The sequence below is a fragment of the Sinomicrobium endophyticum genome, from assembly GCF_052983315.1.
The window spans coordinates 48,110-65,522 of sequence record NZ_JBRKIS010000005.1 but is presented as its reverse complement, the minus strand read 5'-3'; the positions used below and the strand labels follow the sequence as shown (position 1 = coordinate 65,522).

Here is a 17,413-nt window from a genome sequence, read left to right as displayed (position 1 = left end):
TGGCAAGCTGGACAGGGTTTAATTACCTTGCTTTTATTGTGTTAGCCTTAAAGAAGTTCAAACTAAGAAAAATCAAAAAAGTTTAAACGAGTTCACTATTAAAAGATCGTTCTGTCAAGGCATCTAACAAAAAAATGAGTGCCGGATTGCCGGGCCTGTCCCATCCATTGAAAGTCACACTTATTCCTATTTCAATAAACCCCAACGGCACAGGATGAATAAAATTTTGTCACAGAAACGTTATCCAAAGTATCCTGCTTCCAGGCAATTTGTCAATCACTTCTTGATTATTCAATATATACTGTCTTAATATATTGATTTAAAATCCGCCTGACAAATGATTCATCTTAATTTTCTATTAAATCATCTTATTTTTTCCGAGAAATATTTGTTTGACTACATGAGGAACTCCATCACACTCCAATCTGCGTTTAATAACTGCTAAAAATACGATATAGTCTCCTGGTCCTAGCACAACTCTCTAAAATATCATCTCAAAATAGTTTTCCCTTCTTGTTCTTGCTCAACACATAAAAAAGATCATCGTGCCACAACATTAATTCTGAATGAATCCAAGGGTACTTGTTTTAACCTTATTGTTGCCGATTAGGTTCCAATGAAGCCATATATAGAGAAAGTGATGATTTCAGAATAAACAAAACCTCACTTACTCACTGAATTGAGTACATTTTTTAGTTGCATGTTGTTGCAGATTCTAATTCCATAAATCCTTCAACAGGTTTTTACCATTTTCTTTCAGTTCTCTGCCTTTTTCTTTCAGGGTTTCTTCGGTCATTTCCTCTTTTACTTTCTTAAGCATGTCACTGATGTCTTTATTGATCTCTACTAAATCATCATTGCGGATAATTCCCAATTTTTTAATGATATTGATCCAATCCTGCTCTTTAGCTTTGGTGTACATATACTTTGTCATGATCTTATTCAGGAGGTATTTGTCATAAACACCCAGTACCTTATCAAACTCCCTTTTCTCTAAGAATCTGATGGCTTTATCAATGGTTTTCCCCTCGTCATTGCTCAACAATTCACTTTCTCTTATTTTTTTCAACGCTATTAGGGCCTCTTGGGTCTTTTCCTGCTGTAAATACAGGTAGGCTTCTATTGACCAAATTACTTCGTTCTTTACTCCGGCTTTATGTGCGGTTCTTATAATAGCCTCAAAGTCCTGCATAGCCCGCTCTTCATCAATTTTTCTATTCATTGTCAAACGCGACATCGCCCGAAGAATATGGTTGGTTATTATCTGAGCATAATGGGCGGCCTCCTGGGGAAGTATCCGAGCTGGTACTACATACTCTCCAGTGAAAATTGGCGCCCAAAACAAGATAGTTGAGGTAATTGGTAGTTCTTCGTCCGAATTCTCATAAAGCCAATTTAAATTTTCACTATACTCTTTTTCAGACAGGTACAAAAGATCCTGATCAAAGTATAGCAAACCTCTTGTCATTTGTATCCATAGTTTCAGGTCACTTCCGGGAAGCGCTTTCATGTTACTCTTAGAGCATTCATACATCAGTATACTTTTGGAAAATTTACGCGACCTGTCAATTATCATAAAGCAACTCATGAGGATGTGCTCCACACTTTGCAAGTTCTCCTTAGCTTCTCCTTCCAGCGGAGGTCGTAGATACACAGTCTTTCCCTTCATCATTGTCACCAACGAATCTCCATCTAGCATAGCTCGTCCTTCCAGCAGAGTAGGGAATTCATCTTCGTCATGGTTGCGTGCAAACTTATGTAAAGCGAGGTAGGCCGATACAAATTCGGTAACATCTTGCAAATTGATTTTTTCCCGGGCAAGTCCTGTAACGTAAGTTGTGTCAGTGCTGTTCTTAAAGAGACTGGAAAAGAACTTATCGTTTAACTTTTTGATCTGCCGGTGCTCTTCTATAGTAGTATCCAACACTGGCATTACCCTAAGACTGACTTTCATAAACTTATAAAAATCCAAGGTGATCCCATTAAGACTTTTCTCCAGACTTTCCCGGTCGCGTTGCAGCATTTCTTCATCTGTAGGTTCTTTTCGAAAACATCCTATAGCCAATGTAATTGTCATTACAAAGAATAAGAGGTAAGGAAATTTGCTATATATAAACCGCAGTGACAAAATAAATGAAATATTAGTGATCGTTAAAAAACACTTTTGAATGTGCTACAACAACTCAACGCTACACGTAATGGGGAACAAATACTACACCCAAAACCAGACGAACCAAAAAAAAGGGACTAATATCGAACAGCTTAGTCCTGTTAACAACATCCTCTGTATCAGATCGGAAAAGTCACGACTCATTGTACGAGTCCCATTCTTTAAAAGGTATGGGTTTAATTCTATAGTGGAATGAATTCCACTTTCATATACTCGTTCCGACTATAAAAATTCCATCAGGCATCTTGGCATTAACATAAAAGGCATTGGTGATTTATTTTTAGATTCATTATTCTTTCCTTAAGCACAATTCACAAAATTTCCCTCTGGGCTGGACTTCATCTTTCCCCATTTTAGTTGCGGGTTTGTTTAATTTCGGGAATTTTCCCTCATTAACTGGTCTTTAAAATAAGGCTTGGCCACAAAGACTTTAGTGCTTCTATTAAAAATTGTTTCCCTGAAATTCATAAGCACCTATATCAATCCTTTCGTTTTGCACTCTTGGATTCCCATCTAAGTCTTGCGGGCTTTCCTGGTTACCGGGAAATACAGACAGGTCAATATCCGGGTTGCCTTTATCTATAGCCGGGGAATTTTGTTTTATATACAAATTTCCGGAAGTATCCGGGGCCTGAGCCGGATCTACGGGGTTGACGAACGAGGGGTCTGCATTCAGATTATTTCCTTCATCTACTCCAATATCGCCTATCCAGTTATCACTACCACCAGAATTAGCGATCAAACTATAGGCTATGCCGGGAGATGCCCCCTGTTCATTGGATATAGATGCGGATAAGGATGAAATATTACCATTGGCTTGATTGTTCCATATAATCACATTATTAAGTGCAGGAGAACTATTGTGATTAAAAACGGCACCTCCCTGTTCTTTGGAAGAGTTCCCGCTAAAGGTCACATTAATAATTTGGGGAGAAGAATTCTCATAATTAGCCATGGCCCCTCCGTTTATTCCGGAATAATTGCCTTGAAGGAGCACATTAACCAATGTAGGAGAACTGTTATCATTGCGTATTCCTCCACCGGACCAAGACGCTTCATTGCCTTGAAAAATTGCATTAGTCAACATGGTCGAAGAATTTTCAGCATTGTAAATTCCCCCTCCTGCAACCGCAGCATTTTTAGTAAAAGTAATATTTGTTAATTCAGGGGAACTTTTCTTAATATACATCCCTCCTCCTCCATTTATGGCTGCGTTATCATTAAAAAACACCTTGTCCAAGACAGCAGGGCCATTATTATTAAGCATCCCTCCTCCATATACCTCGGCTATGTTATTATTAAATATTACATTGGTCAGAATTGCTGTACCTCGCAGATTAAGCATCCCCCCTCCGTTCTTAACTACAGAATTCCCTGTAAATGATACATCGGTTAATAAAATCGTCCCTTCAAGATTATAAATTCCCCCTCCATAAGAGGCTTTATTATCCTTTAAGAATACATTGCTCAGATCTAATGATGCTCCATGATTGTAGATCCCGCCACCCCTGTAATCCGGTTCTTCACCGGAAGCCACCCCATTTCGAATAGTGAGGTTTGTTATCCTTATCTCCAAATCTCCTTCGATAGAGATCACCCTCCCGGACCCCTCCTGATCAGGTTGTGCACTTGCTTGAATGATTGTAGTCTCTTGATTTTCACCATATAGAGAAACAGATTTCTTTAATACAACATTTTCTGTGTAAGTCCCTTCTGCTATATATATCACATCATTGGAAGCCGTTCGGTTTATAGCATACATTAATGTGGCACAAGGATGCTCCGGATCATTACAGTTGCCTGTGTCTTTACCATCTGGGGCTACATATGACAAAAATGGATCATGAACGGTGAAATGATAGGTTTTAGATACGCTGTCCTCTTTGTTGTTTATATAGCTTATCTTAAACTCATGGTCACCGGGCTCTTCCGGAACATAGGTGAATGTATTGGTATCCGAGAGGAGGGAAAAATTTTCTCCGCTTCGATAATTTTGCCCGTCTATCTCCACATGTCCACCTTTATTACTGTTAAAACTAGCGGAAAATGTCAGATCATCCGGAGCAGGATAGGGAAAAGCGTTGGAAATAACCACTTCTATCGTTAATGGTTGTCCGGCAATTCCACTGCTATCCATATTTTCAGAAACTTCGAACGGGTAATCCGGAGAGACTTTGATCTCATTTTCTTCGCAAGAAGACATAAAGGTCATGTTACACATTAATATGAATATAAAATTTAGTTTTCTCATGTCCCTTTTTTGATAGTCAGTTAGTTAAAATAAATTTTTAACCCGCCCCCCAACTTGTTCGTGTTTTTTGCAAAATCACTTTTTAAGTTCTGCCAACGGGAATATGTTGCTATAAGGGAAATATTAGAGGTAAGATGGAGTTCTGCTTCAATACCTCCATATAATCCGTAAGTAAAGGGGTCATTTGTATTGCCATCGATCATATGCTCATAGTTTTTGTTAAAGTCATAAGTTTCTTTAGACCCGAAACCACCTAACCACAGATGGAAAAAAGTATATTGTCCGAAAATCTCGTTAAATAAGTAACCATACGCTACTCCCAACGAAATGATATTGGTGTTGAAATCTGTGGCTAATGCTTCGATTTCTCGCTTTTTTTCTGTGTAATCCAGATCAGCCCGTATCATACTTCCCTGATCATTTAAAATAAGCTGGTAATTGGCATCAATAAAATATCCATCGGTAGCCCCTCCTCCGTTAAAACCTATGGAAGATTGTCCAGAATATCGAAATTGCGAATAACAGGTAAAAGAACCCGTCAAAATAAATGTTATAACAAGCAGATATTTTTGTATCATTATAGTAGTAGCAATAGAATTGTCAGCTAAAATAATGAATGACATTTGCCAAAAAAATCCCTGAAATCAGGGGTTTTAAAACAAACGAAATCGGTTCCTTTAATCACCCCTAAATGAAATTTAAGATGCTTCACCTCTTCCCCTAAGCTTAATCGAAGATGTGATGTTTTTATTTGCTGACATAGGCTTTCAACTCTTTAAAATAACCCCGGTAGCGGGAAGTTTTGATTTCAAGAAGCTTATTTCCCCGTTCGCGGTAGTCTACCTTATCTATATTGTTGAGTTCATCGTCGTCATCAGTACTGTAAAAAATACCCTGTTCGCATTTGGAAGCGGCAAAGAGGATACGGGCTTTCAGTTCGTTGTCCCGGGCATATAACAAGGCCTTGTCCAAATATCCGAGGGGCAACCGGAAGTTGTCAGGAAACCAGGTCCTGAAACTGTAATTTTTAAAATAGAACGGGTATCTCGGTATCGTTTTCCTGTAATAATCGTAGTTCCTATACTTGTCTCCGTTACCATTGGTGCGATCAAATGCGAGAATGTGGCGGTAGTAGCCTATTGTAGTTGTGTTATAGTAGAAGTTCCCCAGAAGATAGTTAGCCTTAGCTGATTTTTCACCTTTCTTTCCGGCTTCTTTTTCGAGTTGGACTACGGCATCGGCAAGCTCACGTTTGTTCATCAGGGGTTTGATAAAAGGGAAATCTTCGAGATAATCTGTCTCTACCACGGTTTCAGTTTCGCCTATGGGCAGATCTTCATAACATTCAAAACATTCTATACGATTGTAACCAAACACGGTTGAACGCACATTGGTATGGCCATTGTACCAGGACTCCCGGAGGGGCTCTTCTTTTTGGGTCATCGTATTATAAAAGGTGGCGAACGGGGAAAAATTGTCTGGCACCTTATCCAGTTCGGCTTTGGCCTTTTGGGCATTCCCCTGTCGCAACAGGGTATTGCCTCTGATGAAAGCGGCGTAGACCCGGAAATCAAAATCTGTGTCTGCCGTGGTTTTCCCGGTCTCATGGTCATAATGCCGCGGGGGAATATTGGCGAATAATTGCTGTTCCAGAATATTTTTCTCCTTTTTGTCATACAGATTTTCAATGGCTTCTAGCAATTGCAGGTCGGGATTGTATTCCAGGGCTGTGATGTTGTTTTGAAGTAAAAAGGCTTTGGCATCATCTCCCTGCAAAAGGTAACGGTTGGCCAGCACATCGGTGATAAAATCCCTGGTATCAAGATAAAAATAGACGTCCCGCTGTTTGTGTTTTTCGTCAAATAATCCGTATTGATCAACCAGCTTTTCTTCAAAATCCGGGGTGATCTCTCTTGTGGACACGATATCAATCAACGTTTCCAGCCTGGCCTTTTGGTCGGAATGAGATGGAGATGTTACCTTGTTCAGATAGCTTTTGGCGGTCTTATCATCTTTTTGGATAAAATAGAGCCATGCCGTGGTGAGGTTCCAAAAGTTCTTATCGTTCACCACAGGGTTATCGGCCTGTCCTTGTGAGGCATTGAGTGTTTGGTTGAGAAAGGTGTTGGTAGCAGCATCAACATTAAGCGGTATGCGGGGGTCGTCCCGGTCTTTCCAGAAGTCGGCATTGTCTTCGGAGCAATGGTATTCGACAGGCAAAAAACTGCGTTCCAAATGGTTGATAGCCCTTGCCATTAATACCTTGGCCTGCGGCGCATTGGGATCGTTGGCAATGATCTTCCCGAAAGCTGATAGCGGATTGTTAAAATCGCGGTAGCCGAGCAGGAGGTACAGGTCGTTTTTTTCTTCTGTCGTTTTGGCAGCGGAGAGCAGTTTTTCAAAATTGAGATCGCTGCAAATCCGTATTGAGCTGTAAGCCTCATCCTTCCGGTTTCGGGTATGGGTAAAAAACCGGAAAAAATCGTATTGTGCCTGCATGTAGTTACCCAGCCCGCGTTCGGCACCTCCTTTCTGGTCCAGGGCATAATAATACATAATGGGCCGGTGGTCCAGGCTTTCCACATAGGTTTTGAAATAACTGATAGCCTGGCTGTATTCCCTGTTGTAATGGGCAAAACGTACCAATTGGTAGCCATAACGTAGCTTCAGGTCTTTGTCGATTTCGGCTTTCCTCTCCAATAGTTTCTTCCCGAACTATTTACGGCCATATAGAGTTCCAGGTACTTGGCATAAGCGAGATAGAGCAGCACCTGTTTGTGTTTTTTTTACAAAAGCGGCATCAGCAAAGGCCAGTTTTTTATCGGTGACAGATTGCCCTTTGGCCAAGGCTTTGACAGCTTCGCGCGAAGCGGCAAGTACCAGATACCGGCATTATCATAACTGATATCGAGGTAACGTTGCCAGTCAGCTATATTTTCATTATCGTCAAAATCTTCCGTCCCCCTTTTCCGGGAATAGTATGCGGAATTATAAGAGAGCAGAAAAGGTTCGTATTGGGGTTCATCTATGCTCTCCTGTACAAAAAGGTTGTAGTAGGAATAGTCCTCTTCCCATCCCCCGGCACAGAAGGAGACAGCCCGGTTCGGCCCGTTATTCGCCAGAGCAAGGCTTGTAAAGGTCAATAAGATGATTTTTAATATCGTATTCATTTTCAGTTCGTTTAAAGATTAATCAGCAAATGACACAAAAACTGTCCATAAACATTTTGACCAGGTAAATGATAACTGATATGATCAAAACGTGGAAGGCTAAAGCCATAAAACCCTTTCCACTTTTCTTCAGGCGCAGACTTATGGCTGATAACAAAAAACCGATGGTGGGAAGGCCTAAAAAAGCCAGGAGTATAATACTTGCGAAAATGCCCGGGAGGTCAACATCAACACCGGATGTTCCGCTGGCGATTGGTATCATTAATAAAAACATGGCAATCCATACCACTGCAAGGATGACGGATAGCTGAGATAATTTGTTCGCTTTTTGCTGTTTTTTCAGGTCTGTTTTCGTCATGATTTACTTCTTATGGTCTATTTATCTCAGCACATCTATGGGAAACCGGTTTACAAAAAGGCTGTCTAGATGGTAGTATACCAGTCCATACGGTCGGTTTATTTTTTTACCGAGGAAGGATTTGGCTCCCAACAACAGCTCAGGCGAGATGGACTCCACCTTTACCAAGAAGTCCTTGTTGAGCCATATCCCATGCAGGAACACGTCTTCCTGCACCTCATAAACGCCCCCCCGACCCACCGGTTTATAATCCGGATGCATCAGCTCACCTTCCGTCACTCCGTTGATGAGTTTCTTTTTGCCAAGGTGATTGGTCATCACTGCCCAGGAGTATAGTGGAAGGGCAATGTCAAAATCCAGCGGATAGTCGTTCAGGGTACTCAGATAGTCCCTGAGCAAGCCCATGTCCAGAATGGAATTCCACCCCGAAACTTCTGTGGGGTCAGATGTGGCATAAGCCATCAAGTAAACCTTATCTGCCGGCGGCACACCGGTCTGTTCCCGGTATTTTACCTGGTGCAGGCGGAGCGTACAGCTTATCTGTTTCCCCGATAGTTCTTTCATGTGGTCCAGAAAGGTGAAAAATGTGTCTTTGGTACCTGTTGTCCAGTCGCAATCGATCTGTATTTCATTAAAATTCCCCAAACCGTTTTCTTCCGAAAGACTATTGATCATCCCCAGTACATCGCCGGCCAACTGATGGATTCTCACGGTGGTGATGCCTACAAAAACCCGATTGGTCATAAATACCGTCGGGATGTATTCCGCATCCAGAACGGAAGCATCAAAAGAACGGACAATTGTTTTTGGTTGGGTCTGTCCCTCTTCTTTATCTACGTCAAACAGGCGCAGGTTTAGTTTTTCGGATCCAAGAGCCTCGAAAATTTCCTTTTCTGCCGGGCCTATGTCTGCATTGCTTCTACAATGGTAAAACTGTACCGGGCGCACATCATTATTGTGACAACCGGCAAGAATGATACCTGCCAGGAAAAGGGATATAATATAGCCTTCGGTTTTCATTGTTTCTATATAATTTTATATTCCGTAGCCATCTTAATGACCGCCGGCATACTGTTGGTACTGAATTTTTCCATCAGGTTTTTCCGGTGCGATTCTACCGTATAGTTACTGATAAAGAGTTTATCGGCTATCTGTAAAGAGGTAAGCCCTTGGGCTATCAGGGAAAGGACTTCCTGTTCCCTTCGTGTAATAACCGGAATGGATGCCAGCCCCCCATCGTCGGGATTGTTATATATTTCCCTTGTTTGCCTGCACAGGTAGGTCTCCTCGTCCATGACCCGGTGGATGGCTTCTATGATTTCGGTACCTACGGAATTTTTGAGCACATAGCCATCCACCTTATTTCCCAATACACTCCCGATAACCGCTTTTTCGTTGTGTACGCTCAATATGATGATACACAGATCAGGACAGTCTTCCCGCAATTTCTTGCTCAGTTCAATGCCACTTATGTCGGGGAGATTGATATCCAATAACAGTACATCGGGCGGGTCCTGCCGCACAGCCTTGAGGGTATCAGTCCCGTTGTTATACAGCCCTTTCAATTGCAGGTCCTCTTTGGATTCGATGAGATTTTTCAGCCCGTCCAGTACAATAGGGTGGTCGTCTGTAATGCTAATCCATATCATGTTTCTATAATTGAACTTTATTAAACGGGGCAATCCAGTACTACGGACGTACCTGTATCCGGTGCACTGTCTATTTGCAGCCTGCCATTGAGGAAAGCCGCCCGGGCCTCCACATTGGCCAGGCCGGAACCGTTACGTTGCCGGGCTTCCTCCAGGTCAAAGCCCCGACCATTGTCTTCCACAGTAAGTGACAAACCTTTATCCTGTTGCCGGAGCTCCACCAGTATATGGTTGGACTGTGCATATTTTATCGCATTGTTCACCAGTTCCTGGGCAATACGATAGACCACCACCTGTTTACTTTCTGTTAGAGTGTTTTGGTAATTAAAGATCTGACAGGTAATGTTTACCCCCGTCCGTTTTAATGAAAGACAGTATTCTTTCAAAGCTTCATCCAATCCATATCTCAGGAGCATTTCGGGCATCATGTTGCGAGCAATGCGCCGCAGTTCATCCATCGCTTGGTCAATTCGCCCCAGTGTGTTGTTGATAATTATACCGGGCTTTTCGGGCGGTGAACTGTCCAGGCCCCCCGAAAGTTCGATTTTTACTCCCGAAAGCAAACCACCCAGACCGTCATGCAGGTCCCGCGCAATTCGCGCACGCTCGTTTTCCTGTCCGTCAATCATGGCCGAAAGCATGGAAATCTTGTGTTCCTGTTTGATTCTGTCCAGCTCCATTTGGTGCAGGTATTGCTGTTGTTTCTTTTTTTGGATGTTCATCCTCCAGATAAAGTAAGCGGCCATGCACATCGTAGCGAGCACTCCCGACAGACCATAAACCCACCGACGGTTTCGGGTAATGATATGTTCCTGCCTGAGACTTGTCTCCCGGAGTTTTAGCAATTCATTTTCCTTTTCCACGGTTTGGTACTTTTTTTCCAGGTCCATAAGCTTCAGGTTCAGGTCTTGCCTGTGCAGGGAGTCCTGCAAATTGGAAAATACCCTTAACGAATCATAGGCCGTACGATAATCACCTGTCTGATATCCCAGGTATGCCCATTCGTTCAGGACAAGCAAACGGTCTTGATTCGAGACACCCCCGTAACTTTGATAGGTGGACAAGACTTTCTTTGCAGCCTCATAATCGCCTCGGTCGCGATAAAGGGCGTAAAGCTGAAAATCTAGTGAACCCATACTGTGTGTGTCGTTGAGCTTTCGGGCCGTCTCTATACCTTTTTCATAAAATTGTATAGCCCTTTCTCCTTCTTTTATCTGCCGATAATAGCGTCCTTCTGCTCCGTAGTATTCCGGAATAAAGGTGGAGTGAGGTATTCGCATCGCTTCAGCTTTAGCACTATCCAAAAATCTTCTCGCATCGGGAAATTCGCGAAGAAACATTTCATTTTTGGCTGCGGAGACAAAGGCTGTAATGCGTTCTTCATTTGCCTCGGGCAATCGGGATAATATATCCATTGCTTCCTCAAAATACCCACGGGCTCTGGCGTAATCTCCCATATTCATAAATACTAACCCTATGTTGATAATATTGTGCGAAATATGGGCTTGATCACCCGATTGCCGCACATAGGGTAGTGATTTTTCTATAGTGATTTCGAGAAATTTCGCTACACTGTCTTGCCTTTGCAACAACGCTCCGTAATTGGCCCACAGCTTGCCGCGATAGAGAAAGGCCCGGGGCGATTTCAATTGGTTAAAATGACTATCGGCCTCTTTATACAGCTGTTTTGCTTTGGAAATATCATGTTCAAAAATAATACCCGCTTCATTAAACAGCAATTGCCCTTTTTGAAAAATGGAAGGCTTGGGGTATAGTTTATTGGCATCCTTCAAGTAGGAAAAAGCCCTGACAGTATCCCAATCGCTCCATAAGTAGCTGATTTCCAACAGCCGTCCAAAGCGTATGCTGTCACTGGATGCCTGCCTGACCAATTTGAGCAGGCTGTCAGTACGCTGTTCTACCGGGTTTTGTTGTGCCCGGGCCATTAAGAAATGGAACAGCCCCATTCATACCACCATGCAGATGGTTTGGATATAATACCGGCCCTCTATAGATGTTATACTATTTACCATAAATGTGATCTATTACGAAAATACCTCAATCAAAAATATTCAAAAATCCCTGAAAACAGGGGTTTTTCCGTACTTATGTATCCCGCATCTTTGTGATTATGAAATACCTGCTTTCCCATACGGTTTTCATTCTATGGACATTTTTTTCCACACCCGTGCTTTCCCAGGAAATGCTTGCATGGGAACCGGTTGGTACCATCGCTTTAAAGGAACAAATGAGGTATAGCGGAACCATAAGATTGGCCATCACTTGGCACGATACTGAAGGTAGACATCTGCTTGTGCTATGCGAAACGGGTATACTTGCCGAGCCAGACAGCACACTTGAAGCGGGAGGGTATCACAGGGCTGAACTATATGCCTACCACTATCTGGAAAAAGAAAATGAAAGGGCACTGCAATGGAAAGTATATGACTACGTAAAAGAATGTCCGGTGGATATTACTGCCGGATTCATGGAATGTCCTTTCCGGATCACCGATCTGAACGGCAACGGCCAAACCGAGGTCTGGCTGGTATATAAAACCGGATGCCGGGGAGACATTAGTGGAGATCGCCTAAAGGTTATTATGTATGAAGGGGATAAAAAACATGCCATGCGGGGAGAAGAAACGGTGATGACGCTTTCAAGTGGTGGTAATAGCGAAATACTTCAAGGCTATTATAACTTTGATAAAGCCTTTGAACAAGCACCTGATATCATACAGGATTTCGCTTGTCAGCTTTGGGAACAATACGGTACAAGACGGTATGAATAAAATAGAGTTTACAGAAAAACAGGGAAAATACGCAATGTGGGGTATCTATGTTTCCATATTGTGCCTTGGAATGGCTTTCTATGCTCTGGGTAAGGGTCTCTCTCTTATCAACCCCATCCTGGATCATATGGTGAAGGAGAGCTTTTTCTCCATGGAATTACATCACAGGTCCAGCTTTTACCGTTCTACCGGATTAGATGAGTACAGCGGACGTATTGCTGTTTTCGGAATACTGGCCTATGGACTCCATTTCCTGACAGGCCTTTGCTTTAAAAGGACCAAATGGTTTGTTTGGATTTGGCTTGCTGCAGCTTTCCTCATGACCCTGCAAAACCTCCTGAGTGTATTTGGGACGGAAATCCGATTATTATAAATAACAGACCATCACCGGGAATAAATTCTTAAAATGAGAACAACCAGTCATATAAATCAAACGTCATCACCGGACTTATTACCGCTGACACCGGAAGATACAGACGTATTAAAAAGCATATTCCGTTCTGTGCATCGGAACTTTCTACGATATAGTGGTCTCTATGTCTTTCTGCTTATAGCTTTCGGCGGCAATACAGGGTTAGGGATCCGTATTTACCGGACGGAAGCAATTATTCCGGTCACTATCATCTTTATTGCCATTTTTCTTATACTGTTAATCTGGATGGTACATCACTATACGATTCTATATTATACCGGCAGAACAGCCCTTCTCAAAGACATCTGTGACAATATGAAACATGTTTTCTCCGGATATTGTTCCGCTCATGAGGTCGAGGACAATGCATTGGTGTATCATATAAACAGACAGAAAATACCAGTTTTTAACCGATATACCTTATTGGAATGGAAGATCGAAAACTTTACAGCTTTGGAAAAGACTTCTATTGCTTTGCACTTTCTTCCAGTAAGCCGATTACTATTAAAGGTTGTGTACAAAGGTATTGAACCTGCGACAGTGAGTGAACGTTTGCCTTTAAACGAAAAACAGGATCAGGCTTTCTCCACCCTCCCGAAAAAGGATAGACCTACCCTACAGCTTATTCATGAAGGTATTGTCACGGAACAAATAACCCTTGCTTTTTCTGTCTTCCTTTTTAATATATATTTCATCATTCCTCCTTTCATATACAAAAAACAAAGTATCCGATTAGGAAATAAAACCTTGCACGAGGTAACCCAGGAATTGATCGTTGGTCAGGGGCATACTATCGTTGAATTTTTGTAACCCTGCATTCAGGGCATTCACACCTTCACCCATGGCTGCTGCTGAGCGATAATATTGAACAGCGTCTCGAAAACCCCTGATTTCAGGGATTGTGAAGGAATGCCTGGGCGAATACTTTTGTAAATTGACCAATGATTACGTGAATTATGGAACCGACTACAAACAGACTTGACCTGCAGCAAAGATTGGGGATTCCCGGTACCGTTATGTTAGCATTTGTCATATATTTTATACTCGGAAGGGCGACCTTTGTTATCCGGATGTTGACCGTTTATGCCTCGAGGCTGGAAGATATACCTAAATTAGGAATAACCGTGACCGTGGAAAGTGGTATAGGTCAAGTACTTGTCGATCAGTTTTTTGCCTTAATTGGTTTTCTGATCCTGCAGAAGTGTATCCTCCGGGGGCGTATCTATTTCCACTCCTGGAAATATTTATTTGGGTTTTGCCTTGCCTGGTCAATCCTGACCTATTTTCTGACAAGCATGTTTCAGGCTGTGGCGGGTGCTTCTCTGGCAAACTATATATACGATTCGGTATCTATACCAATAAGCAAAAAAGTGATCTGGATATTTTTCGCTGGTTCCTCTGTACCATTCATCCTCGGCCTAGTTTCGCTACGGTTAAGTATCCTGATTTTCCCCCGGGTCCGGAAGGGCTGGTGTGGAAAAGTTGTTTACCGGAGGAATGTCTGGGTATCCACTTCCCTAATGACCTTGTCTTTTTCGGTGATTATCCTGTTTGTTCTTCGATTCTTCATGGAAACGCCCTATTCCCAGGCGGATATGCCGGTGAACTGGATCATAGGAAGCCAAATAATGGAGCTCGGCTTTTGGATACTGTTTTTTCTTCTACCGGGCTTTATAACAATCCTGGTTTTCCGGAAAACGGTAGCCCTGCCGGGAGACAGTTTGTCTATATCAGCAGGAATACTGGCCGGAGCGGGATTGCCTTTTTTAACGTTTGTTATCGTCCGGTCCCTGGTAAGATTGATGGATATCGATAGTTACCTGGGAATCGGCTCGATCCTGCTTCTGGTATTCAGTAGTCTTTTTCTGGGCTTTTGTCTGTTGTTTGCCCGTTTTGCCAGAAGCCTGCAGGCGGATCATATGCAAGACGAATGAGATAAATATATTAGCCCAGACAAATTGTTGTCTTATGGCGCATAAAAAAATTAACGCATAAACCATCATGACTCTCCGGACCACAAATACTAATGAAAATCGGCAAGCTTTCCTGGGCCAGTTCATTAGTTTTATGATAGTATTCCATAGCTTGCATGTTGTCGACCGTTGATAACTTTTCTCCGATGAGCAACGTGACCTTTACCCTGGCGGAATCCGTTTTAGCTTCTTTCAGGTAGAATAATCCTCTACAATTACCAGATACCAGCTACTGTCCCGGCGCTCAAAGATAAAGTCTGTGTAGATACCATTGTCCACTCCCCGGAGTTTGATGACGGCACGGGTCTCTTCCACTACAAACCGTTGGTTATAGTTGCCCAAACCCGAAGATGTTTCTTTTATGCCTGGCTTCGGGTCAAAGGTCATTGGTTTCCAATCTGTTTCTTTGATATAATTCACCTTTGGATTTTCGCTTTCCATACCTGGGTCCCAGATCCGGTATTCCAAAGGGAATACGGTGTGTTGCCTTTGAAAAATGTTATCCCAGGCAAATTGTTCCATAAAATCCATAAAGCCACCGGTATTATTTTCCTGTGATAGCGCCGTGGTGCATACGAATATGTTTAAAGAGAATACGATGGTAAATAGTTTTTTCATGTGTCATCAGGGTTTAGAACGAGTTCCAAAGATGCAAGAATAAAAATGTGAATGGGTGGTATAAAATAAGTGGAGTAATGATCACAAGCATTTTTGTTTCTATTGTCCGGTTTGATAGAAGCACAAATATTGCTCCAACCGAAAAAACCGGTATTCCAAATACTAAAAGATAGAAGCTTATTACACAGAAAATAAAGCTAATGGCAATCAATGTCGCGCCAATATAAAATGCTTTCTCTTTCAATTCGTTTACTTCTTTGACCCCTTCCATAGATGAAGTAGTTTTCCAAACTCACTTTTTAACCGGTCCTGCTCCATTTTCAAATATTCAGTAGTAAAGGGAGCACCACAATCCTGATTTTCGATTTGCCGGACCAAAACTCCCTCTTCAAAAAAATGCTGGTCTTCCATTGTTCCCGTATGGCCTGTATCGCCTATGGCTGTCTGCTCCAATACGAATGAAAGTTCTCTGTCTTTGGTATAGAATTCCTGAAGCACACGGCTTGTTTCTCCCGGTCGGGTAACTACAATTTTTAACAGGCTGTCATTAAGGAAATAATAGATTGCAATAGCACCTTCCGCTGGCTCACCCAAATCCCGCCGGACTATAGATGTCCACGCTTCGATTTGCCTGATCCTATCCACATATTCCCGGATTGGGGCAAGTCTTTCATATTCTTCTCTCAAATGTTTGTCGGGCTCCGGAACAAGTTCGATCCGAAAGTTTTGAGTGGGTGTTTCTCGCCTGTTATTGGTACACCCGACAGCCGTCAACAAAGACAATAGTATAAGTGCCAGTTTCATCATTACAACCCAATTTAAAATCGTGGAAAGCGGCCATATTTAGCTCAAGGGAAAAACGATGGTCTCCGACTCCAGGAAAACGGGCAGCATTTTCCATCCAGTGATAGCCATAGTACAGCCGTATTAATGATCCAAGGGTAATGCCTGCCTTGGGTGTGACCATCCAGGTGGATTGGGAAAAATCCGTGGGCCTGGCTACCTCCAACCCACCGTCAATCGGTGCCCCAGTTCAGGCTGATTTTGGGCGAAAGCACTTAGGGCTTTACAAAAAAGAATTCCACTCCCAGGGATACGTCCCAAAAATTGTGCTGCTTCCTTCCGTACAGGCTGTTGTAAGACACCACACCCACATCCAGCCCCCAGGCTCTTTGGTAAGAAACCCCAATACGGTTCACCGTCCAAAAGCCCAAGACAGTCTGTGCCCAGGCAGGAATCGCTGTTATAAGGCAAAACGTTAGGACAGGGAAAAGTATGCAGAGTTTCATATCATTACAAAAATACCCATAGTTAACCCTTCCAAAAATCCCTGAAAACAGCTATTTTTCCTTCAATTATAAAACGTTAATATTGTATTAGATGCACCGGGACGCCTCCGACCGGAATCTTCTATGAAACATAACTAACGATGATGAAGTTGATAAACACCCTTATACTGTTTGGTATGTTGTTGCCGGAGGGTAATGCCCAAGACGGTAGGACTTGGACGCGCAATGAAGGAACCTATCCGTTTTTGTCCGATAGCACCGGGGCCGGTATCCGTGTTCGTGCCATTTCGCGGACAGCTTATGAAGCAGGTCCCGATACCGGCATAGCGCTGTCTACCGACATTACGCTAACCAGCGTTTCACTGTTAATGGCGTGTCATGTTCCGCTCCCTGACACGCGGGGAAAGCGGCTTACCCATGTTCACCTCACCACGATGCATAGCACGAGTTTCGATGAAAAAACCGGGATTCGATACGGCAACACTTATTTTTTTTATCGGTTCCATGTTGAAACAGACGGGGAGGAAAAGCGCTGCCCTATTAGTTTCTTCATTAACCGGGGCGTAGTAGAGGAGATAAAGGACGGCATATTGCTGAAAGTAAAGTATGTACCACCATTCGGTGCGACCGAACTTCCCGCTGCATACTATTATTATCGGCTGGAGTACAGGAGCGGGTAACGATGTCTTCAAAAACACACGATAGAACCCCACCAAACGGGATTGAGGGAAA

17 protein-coding genes are annotated in these 17,413 nt (G+C 42.7%); 5 read left to right on the top strand and 12 right to left on the bottom strand.

Features of this window, described 5'->3' with window-relative positions:
• Positions 1-715 precede the first annotated feature (715 nt).
• The 9 genes from ACVBDU_RS01815 to ACVBDU_RS01775 form a co-directional block, all read right to left on the bottom strand.
• A complete protein-coding gene (locus ACVBDU_RS01815) occupies positions 716-2,077 on the bottom strand; it encodes a hypothetical protein (protein WP_447178075.1) in 1,362 nt (453 codons plus the stop codon).
• A 535-nt stretch (positions 2,078-2,612) separates the two neighbouring features.
• Entirely contained in the window at positions 2,613-4,421 is a 1,809-nt protein-coding gene (locus tag ACVBDU_RS01810; protein ID WP_447178074.1) for a choice-of-anchor Q domain-containing protein, read from the bottom strand.
• Between the two features lie 20 nt (positions 4,422-4,441).
• Positions 4,442-4,963: a hypothetical protein gene (locus ACVBDU_RS01805; protein ID WP_447178073.1), complete on the bottom strand. Its 522-nt coding sequence runs from the start codon at positions 4,961-4,963 to the stop codon at positions 4,442-4,444.
• A gap of 205 nt (positions 4,964-5,168) precedes the next feature.
• On the bottom strand, positions 5,169-7,121 hold the full coding sequence (locus ACVBDU_RS01800; protein ID WP_447178072.1) for a hypothetical protein: 1,953 nt from the start codon (positions 7,119-7,121) through the stop codon (positions 5,169-5,171).
• An 86-nt stretch (positions 7,122-7,207) separates the two neighbouring features.
• Entirely contained in the window at positions 7,208-7,591 is a 384-nt protein-coding gene (locus ACVBDU_RS01795; protein WP_447178071.1) for a hypothetical protein, read from the bottom strand.
• A 22-nt stretch (positions 7,592-7,613) separates the two neighbouring features.
• Complete coding sequence (locus ACVBDU_RS01790; protein ID WP_447178070.1) at positions 7,614-7,949, bottom strand: hypothetical protein; 336 nt, start codon at positions 7,947-7,949, stop codon at positions 7,614-7,616.
• A 21-nt stretch (positions 7,950-7,970) separates the two neighbouring features.
• Entirely contained in the window at positions 7,971-8,969 is a 999-nt protein-coding gene (locus tag ACVBDU_RS01785) for a hypothetical protein (RefSeq protein ID WP_447178069.1), read from the bottom strand.
• Positions 8,970-8,974: 5 nt separating this feature from the next.
• Complete coding sequence (locus ACVBDU_RS01780; RefSeq protein ID WP_447178068.1) at positions 8,975-9,598, bottom strand: response regulator; 624 nt, start codon at positions 9,596-9,598, stop codon at positions 8,975-8,977.
• A 20-nt stretch (positions 9,599-9,618) separates the two neighbouring features.
• Entirely contained in the window at positions 9,619-11,565 is a 1,947-nt protein-coding gene (locus tag ACVBDU_RS01775) for a tetratricopeptide repeat-containing sensor histidine kinase (RefSeq protein WP_447178067.1), read from the bottom strand.
• Positions 11,566-11,729: 164 nt separating this feature from the next.
• On the opposite strand from ACVBDU_RS01775, the gene ACVBDU_RS01770 reads away from it, so the two are divergent.
• From ACVBDU_RS01770 to ACVBDU_RS01755, 4 genes are all read left to right on the top strand, one after another.
• Positions 11,730-12,389: a M949_RS01915 family surface polysaccharide biosynthesis protein gene (locus ACVBDU_RS01770; RefSeq protein WP_447178066.1), complete on the top strand. Its 660-nt coding sequence runs from the start codon at positions 11,730-11,732 to the stop codon at positions 12,387-12,389.
• Positions 12,382-12,762 carry a hypothetical protein gene (locus ACVBDU_RS01765; RefSeq protein WP_447178065.1) on the top strand — a complete coding sequence of 127 codons (381 nt, stop codon included), beginning with the start codon at positions 12,382-12,384 and terminating at the stop codon, positions 12,760-12,762. Before ACVBDU_RS01770 ends, ACVBDU_RS01765 begins: the two co-directional genes overlap by 8 nt.
• A 33-nt stretch (positions 12,763-12,795) precedes the next feature.
• A complete protein-coding gene (locus tag ACVBDU_RS01760) occupies positions 12,796-13,611 on the top strand; it encodes a hypothetical protein (RefSeq protein WP_447178064.1) in 816 nt (271 codons plus the stop codon).
• A 146-nt stretch (positions 13,612-13,757) separates the two neighbouring features.
• Positions 13,758-14,735 (top strand): hypothetical protein, encoded by a 978-nt coding sequence (locus ACVBDU_RS01755; RefSeq protein ID WP_447178063.1) that lies wholly within the window; start codon positions 13,758-13,760, stop codon positions 14,733-14,735.
• 231 nt (positions 14,736-14,966) lie between these two features.
• Here the strand turns inward: ACVBDU_RS01755 and ACVBDU_RS01750 are convergent, their stop codons facing one another.
• The 3 genes from ACVBDU_RS01750 to ACVBDU_RS01740 all read right to left on the bottom strand — a co-directional run bounded on the left by ACVBDU_RS01750 (position 14,967) and on the right by ACVBDU_RS01740 (position 16,681).
• Entirely contained in the window at positions 14,967-15,392 is a 426-nt protein-coding gene (locus ACVBDU_RS01750; RefSeq protein ID WP_447178062.1) for a DUF4348 domain-containing protein, read from the bottom strand.
• A gap of 249 nt (positions 15,393-15,641) precedes the next feature.
• Positions 15,642-16,199, bottom strand: a complete 558-nt coding sequence (locus tag ACVBDU_RS01745) for a hypothetical protein (protein WP_447178061.1) — start codon at positions 16,197-16,199, stop codon at positions 15,642-15,644.
• Between the two features lie 251 nt (positions 16,200-16,450).
• Entirely contained in the window at positions 16,451-16,681 is a 231-nt protein-coding gene (locus ACVBDU_RS01740; RefSeq protein ID WP_447178060.1) for a hypothetical protein, read from the bottom strand.
• Positions 16,682-16,821: 140 nt separating this feature from the next.
• Here ACVBDU_RS01740 and ACVBDU_RS01735 point away from each other — a divergent pair, with 140 nt between their 5' ends.
• Positions 16,822-17,361: a hypothetical protein gene (locus ACVBDU_RS01735; RefSeq protein WP_447178059.1), complete on the top strand. Its 540-nt coding sequence runs from the start codon at positions 16,822-16,824 to the stop codon at positions 17,359-17,361.
• The last annotated feature ends 52 nt before the right edge of the window (positions 17,362-17,413 follow it).